Genomic DNA, 6,069 nt, shown 5'->3' on the forward strand with positions numbered 1-6,069 from the left:
GCGGCTCTGGCCATGGTCACCCGCCCGGAGCCGCACCGGGTGGCTGTGTCGGTGAGAACTGTCCGTTGACAGCGAAGTCGGTCGACCGCGAGGCGCTGACCTGCGCGGACTAACTTCGGTGTCAATGCGGCCTCGTGGCATTGGCCTTGCTGCGAGCCCCATGACCTGCGACGACTGGATTGGATGTCAAGAACGGCCGCGGACTGGGTTCGATGTCGACGGACAAGAACGGGAGTCGCTGCGCGGCCGTGCCACTTGATCAGTGTCCATGAGTTTGGGAGTCACTTAGCGCGCGGTGCGCCGTTGGCAGGCCACCCGTCGGTGAATGCCCGGAGCTGCCTGCGTTGCCGTTCTTCCTCCGCGATGCGGTCGGCGAGTACCGCTTGGTCGATGTACGGGGCGACGGCGGCGAGGACCAGGCGCTGAAGCTCAACCGGCTCCAAGGCCTCGACCTCCCACTGCACCGGCCGGGACGCGTCCAGCCCGTATCGGCTGGCGAAGCGCGGCCACCGTGGGTCTCCGGCCTTGCCGGCCGCCGGGGGAAGCTCGTACTCGCGCACCTGGTCATGGGTGAGCAGGACGCGCTCTACACGGCTCCAGCAGTTCGTGCGCGCCACCCAGTCGCGCTCGATGTCGGCGCCCGAGGCGTCGAAGTCGCCGACGTAGAGCAGCACGGCCGGGCGTGTGTCGCGGGCGGTGCGCTCGCGCACGACCACGGCCCCGGGGATCAATGGAACCGTGATTGGCGCTGAGGTTGATCATGGTTGGCTAGCACACGGCCGGGTGCTGCGTCGGGTTTCTGGGGAAGCTCGTCGGCCGCTGGTGAGAGGCGTCTAGCGTCCGCCGGGTGCCGGTGGAATTTCTGACTGATGAGCAGGCTGCGGCGTACGGGCAGTTCGTAGAGGAGCCGACTCGGCCGGAGCTGGAGCGGTTCTTCTTCCTGGACGACGTGGACCGGGACTTGATTGCGCTGCGGCGTACGACGGCCCATCAGCTTGGGTTTGCGGTGCAGATGTGCACCGTTCGGTACGTCGGCCGGTTCTTGGTGGACGATCCCCTGGACGTGCCGTGGCCGGTCATCGAGCATCTTGCCGCGCAGCTGCGGATCGAGGACCCGTCGGTGGTGAAGCGGTACACCGAGCGGTCGAAGACGGCGTACGAGCATGCGTGGGAGATCCGGGACGCCTACGGCTACCACCCGTTCGAGGACCCGGCGTGCGGCCGGAAGTTCCGTACGTTCCTGCACGGGCGGGCGTGGACGGCCGCCGAGGGGCCGGTGGCGCTGTTCAACCAGGCGGTGGGCTGGCTGCGGCGCCATCGAGTGTTGCTGCCTGGCGTGAGTGTGCTGGCCAAGCAGGTCGCGTCCGTGCGGCAGGTAGCGGAGAAGCGGCTGTACGCGACGGTGGCGGGCGCCGCGCGTCGTGTGGACGCGCAGCTTGCGGCGGACCTGGTGGCCCTGCTCGACGTTCCGGAGGGGCGCCGCATCTCGGAGTTGGAGCGGCTGCGCCGGCCGCCGACGCGGACGACGGGCTCGGGCATGGCGAAGGCCCTGGAGCGCGCGGATGAGATCTCCGCGTTCCGGCTCGGCCGCATGAAGCTGGACCAGGTGCCGCCGAACCGTCTGGCGACGCTGGCGCGGGTCGGCCTGGGTTCGAAGGCGCCGATCCTGGAGCGCACGCCGGAGCCGAAGCGCACCGCGCTGCTGACGTCGGTGGTGCGGCACCTGGAGGCGTCGGCGATCGACGACGCGCTGGACCTGTTCTCGCTGCTTATGCAGGTGAAGCTGATCAGTGCCGCGCGGCGGGCCACGGACCGGGACTGGGTCGCGGCACGCCCTCGGGTGGCAAAGGCGTCCAGGATGCTCGATGGGGTGGTCCGGCTGTGGAGCCAGCATCTGGACCTGGTCGTCGAGCACGGCGTCGACCTGGACGCGGGCGCGATGTGGCGGGCGCTGGAAACGGAGATCGGGCCGCGCCAGGAGGTGATGGCCGCCTCCGCTCTCCTGGAGGAGCTGATCGGGCCTACGGACGAGGAGGCCGAGGCGGAGATGCGGAGCCTGCTGGCCAGCCGCTACAACACCGTCCGCCCGTTCCTATCGCTGCTCGGGGAGTCGCCAGCGCTGGGGGCGGCCTCCGGCGGCAAGCGGGTGTTGGAGGCAGTCAAGCGGCTCCCGGCACTGTCGCGGCGGAAGGTGAAGGTCAAGCCGCTGCTGCCGCGCGAGATCGACCAGAAGCTGGTGCCGCCGGCGTGGAAGCGGGCGGTGTACTCAAACCCGGAGCTGCCCGAAGGGGCGGTGGACCGGGACGCGTACGTGGTGTGCGTGCTGGAGCAGCTCTACCGGGCGCTGAATCGGCGGGATGTGTTCGCCTCACCTTCGAACCGATGGGCGGACCCGCGGGCGAGGCTGCTGGACGGTAAGCAGTGGGAGGCCGTCGCCGAGGACGTCCTGCACGGTCTGAGTCTGGACGAGCCCGTCGAGGAGCACCTCGCCGGGCGGGTGCGTGCGCTGGATGTGGCCTGGCAGCTGATGGCCGAGCGGCTGGAGGAGGCCGGACAGGACGCGAAGCTGAGCTTCGAAGTGCAGCCCAACGGCCGGCTGAAGCTGAACGTGGACCGGCTCGGCGCGGTCGGCGAGTCCCCGTCGCTGCGCTGGCTGCGCAAGACCACCGCGGCAATGCTCCCAAAGATCGACCTGCCGGACCTGCTGTTCGAGGTCGACTCCTGGACCGGGTTCCTGGATGCCTTCGTGCACCTGGGCGACGGCCGTACCCGTATGGAGAACCTGAAGACTTCCCTGGTCGCGTTGCTAGTCGCCGAGGCGTGCAACATCGGCTACACCCCGGTCATCGACCCGGACGACGAGGCGCTCACGCGGGCGAGGCTGGTGCACGTCGACCAGTACTACCTGCGCGCCGAGACCATCGCCGCGGCGAACGCGAAGCTGATCGAGGCCCAGGGGCGGGTGCCGATCGTGGAGCACTGGGGCGAGGGCCTGCTCGCTTCGGTGGACGGGTTGCGGTTCGTCGTGCCCAAGCGGACGATCAACGCCGGGCCATCGCCGAAGTATTACCACTTCAAACGCGGGATCACTTGGCTGAACGCGATCAATGACCAGGTGGCCGGGATCGGGCAGATGGTCGTGCCGGGCACCCCGCGCGACTCCCTGCACGTTCTGGACACCCTGCTGAACCTGGACGCCGGGGTGAAGCCGGAGATGGTCGCCACTGACAATGCCTCCTACTCCGACATGGTGTTCGGGCTGTTCTCGCTGCTCGGCTACAACTTCTCGCCTCGCTTCAAGGACCTGGCGGACCAGCGGTTCTGGCGGGCGGAGATGCCCGGAGTGGACTCCGGCAGGTACGGACCGCTGGAGCCGCTGGCCTGCAACAAAGTCAACCTGAACAAGGTGGTCACGCACTGGCCCGACATGTTGCGGGTGGCCGGCTCCCTGGTGACCGGGCAGGTGCGGGCGTACGACCTGCTGCGGATGTTCGGCCGTGAGGGACGCCCCACCCCGCTGGGCACCGCGTTCGCCGAGTACGGGCGGATCGCCAAAACCCTGCACCTGCTGCGCGTGGTCGACCCGGTCGACGACACCTACCGGCGGCAGATGAACCGGCAGCTCACGGTGCAGGAGTCCCGGCACAAGCTCGCCCGGGAGATCTGCCACGGCAAGCGCGGGCAGATCATGCAGGCGTATCGGACGGGGCAGGAGGACCAGCTCGGCGCGCTCGGCCTGGTCCTCAACGCCGCCGTGCTGTGGACCACCCGCTACCTGGACGCCTCCGTCGAGCAGCTGCGGGCACTGCCCCCCGACCAGCGCGAGCACGACGTCCTGGACGAGGACGTGGCCCGGCTCTCCCCGCTGCGCCACGCGAACCTCAACGTACTGGGCCGCTACAGCTTCCGGGTCGCCATCCCGGCCGGCGGCGGCCTGCGCCCGCTGCGCGACCCGGCCGGGGCCGGACTGGACGACGAGGACGAGACCTGACTGGGCCGGTTCCTGGGCCCGCCCCGCGCATGCCGCAAGGTGAGGCCAGCCCGGCACTGGGGCGGCCGGTGAAGCGGTGAGCCTGATCCGGGCCGGTAATTCCTCTGTCGCTTGCCGTCAGGAATCGTCGTGGTTTTCCTGGATGAAATCCTGCTGTGAACCCGCAATGAATCCGTGAGAATCGTGAATGTTGAATACATTCGTCACGCCGCCCCGCAGTTGCATCTCATGCCGCGCTTGCTCGCGCCGCAGTCGCATCTCGTGCTGCGCTTGCTGTTTTTGCCTGAGATACTCTCGATGGAGCTGTTTCCCGGCATCGGTGAGTCGAACAGCCGGAAACGGGAACATCCCCCATTTTCCGGCCCGCACCGTAGTCATGCTGGCGAGATTCTTTGCTACCAAAGACTCAACGCTCGCCGAAATGGCGTCAGGGATATCATCCAAATACGCGGGATTTCCCTCGGGAGGAACTGGGAGAGGGGGCCGCTTAGCTTCAAGTTGACATTCAAAGCAGTCATCCTCAAGGGGGTGCGTTGGATTGGTCCGGAGGGGTAGCCGCATCCTCTCGTGGAGGAACTCAAGAAGTTCCAGTTCGTCGTCGGTCAGCATGCTGGGATCCACGTGACTCCTCCTCGCTTGTGTGGCTTCTCAGCTGCCCAGCATTGAACCCATGCCTTGGTCAAAGGCCGACAGAAGCATCTGCTGGACCATGGAGTCAGCAGGAGCCGATACGAGCAACTCCTTGATCCTCCGGCCGATCGCGCGAATCTTGCTCTCATCCGGGCTTGCGCTGGTGGCCTCATCTTCAAGGATCTCGGCGTCCTGAATCAGTTCATCTCGTTGAGTCTCCGGCAGCCCCAGCAGGTCCCCGTTACGCCTGATAAGTTCAGCGAGCTTTGCCACATCCTCCGGTTTGTATCCCGTGTTGTGGACGTTGTTCTGAATGAAGTTCTGTTGAGAACCGGCGATGAAGTCTTGCGAGCCTGTGATGTTCCAGGTCGTACTGGGTTCGTTCTTGTCTTCCACGGGTTCCCCTTTTCATGGGTTTGGGTCGATGGGTGCGAGTAGTCCCGTCGGCGCTTTGAGACGCGTCATCAGAGGGGTCGGGATGAGCGCTACTACCCGAAGCCCTTTCATGCGCGGGGTTCTTCCAACTGCCCTGGGGCGCTGGAGACCCGGAGTTGTTTGAGATCGGGGACGTGGTTGTACAGGGTGCCGACGGAGACACCAAGGATCCTGGCGATCGACTCCACGCTGTTTGCCGGGTTGGGCAGCATGTCGCGGGCCTTGCGGATCAGGTCCTCGTTGACCACGGTGGGCCGGCCGCCAACGCGGCCACGGGCTCGCGCAGCGGCGAGGCCTTCGTTCGTACCCTGGACGATCAGCTCCCTGATGAACTCAGCGAGCGCCGCGAAGACATGGAAGATCAGTCTGCCGCCGGGGGTGAGAGTGTCGAGCCTCTCGTGCAGCGAGGTGAAGCCGATCCCGCGCTCGCGCAGCTCGGCAACCATGTTCACCAGGTCTTGAAGCGAGCGGCCGTAGCGATCCAGGCTCGGGACGACAAGGGTGTCACCGGCCTGGAGGAAGGCATGGCACGCCTTCAACTCCGGACGCAGTGCGTTCTTGCCGGATTTCTTGTCCGCGAAGATGCGGCGGCACTTCGCCTCGGTGAGGACGTCCATCTGCCGGTCGAGCCGCTGCGATCCGGTGCTGACCCTCGCGTACCCGATCCGGATCTCACTCGGGTGGAGCGGGAAGGCACCGAGGAGGTTGTCGGCGGGTCCGAGCGTGTCAGTCAGAGCGGTCATGGACGCCAGTGTGCCCTCAAGTAACCAACGTTTTCTGAGGGTTGGCCGAAGACCCCTCGAAGGGGGTTCAAGCCCCTCAAGAACTCCCTCAAAAACCCTGGCGCTTCAAGAACGCCTGACCACCCTTTGATGAGGAAGATTGCGGGCTGCACAGCCCCGCCTGCATCACGCAGGGTGGCCAGCCCCTCGTCTGATCTTCACGCTAGGCCCACGACGACCATGATCAATCTCAGCGCCAACCACGGTTCCAGTGATCCCCGGGGCCGGACC

5 protein-coding genes are annotated in these 6,069 nt (G+C 66.6%); 1 reads left to right on the forward strand and 4 read right to left on the reverse strand.

What is annotated here, in order from left to right; translation table 11 throughout:
- Nucleotides 1-281 precede the first annotated feature (281 nt).
- A complete protein-coding gene (locus tag ACZ3KJ_RS33495) occupies nt 282-731 on the reverse strand; it encodes a hypothetical protein (RefSeq protein WP_467532563.1) in 450 nt (149 codons plus the stop codon).
- A gap of 116 nt (nt 732-847) precedes the next feature.
- Between ACZ3KJ_RS33495 and ACZ3KJ_RS33500 the strand changes: the two genes are divergently transcribed.
- On the forward strand, nt 848-3,991 hold the full coding sequence (locus ACZ3KJ_RS33500; RefSeq protein ID WP_467532564.1) for a Tn3 family transposase: 3,144 nt from the start codon (nt 848-850) through the stop codon (nt 3,989-3,991).
- 117 nt (nt 3,992-4,108) lie between these two features.
- On the opposite strand, the gene ACZ3KJ_RS33505 is transcribed toward ACZ3KJ_RS33500, so the two are convergent.
- From ACZ3KJ_RS33505 to ACZ3KJ_RS33515, 3 genes are all read right to left on the reverse strand, one after another.
- The gene (locus ACZ3KJ_RS33505) at nt 4,109-4,612 is read right to left on the reverse strand and encodes a hypothetical protein (protein ID WP_467532566.1); all 504 of its coding nucleotides are present in this window, start codon (nt 4,610-4,612) and stop codon (nt 4,109-4,111) included.
- Between the two features lie 27 nt (nt 4,613-4,639).
- Nucleotides 4,640-5,017 (reverse strand): hypothetical protein, encoded by a 378-nt coding sequence (locus ACZ3KJ_RS33510; RefSeq protein WP_467532567.1) that lies wholly within the window; start codon nt 5,015-5,017, stop codon nt 4,640-4,642.
- A 107-nt stretch (nt 5,018-5,124) separates the two neighbouring features.
- Nucleotides 5,125-5,799: a recombinase family protein gene (locus ACZ3KJ_RS33515; protein WP_467532569.1), complete on the reverse strand. Its 675-nt coding sequence runs from the start codon at nt 5,797-5,799 to the stop codon at nt 5,125-5,127.
- Between the last annotated feature and the right edge of the window lie 270 nt (nt 5,800-6,069).

The sequence above is a fragment of the Streptomyces sp. NPDC003248 genome, assembly GCF_055563235.1.

Bases quoted from the DNA above. Each gene is read 5' to 3' on its own strand.
- ACZ3KJ_RS33515 (WP_467532569.1), bottom strand. From the start codon at position 5,799: ATGACCGCTCTGACTGACACGCTCGGACCCGCCGACAACCTCCTCGGT.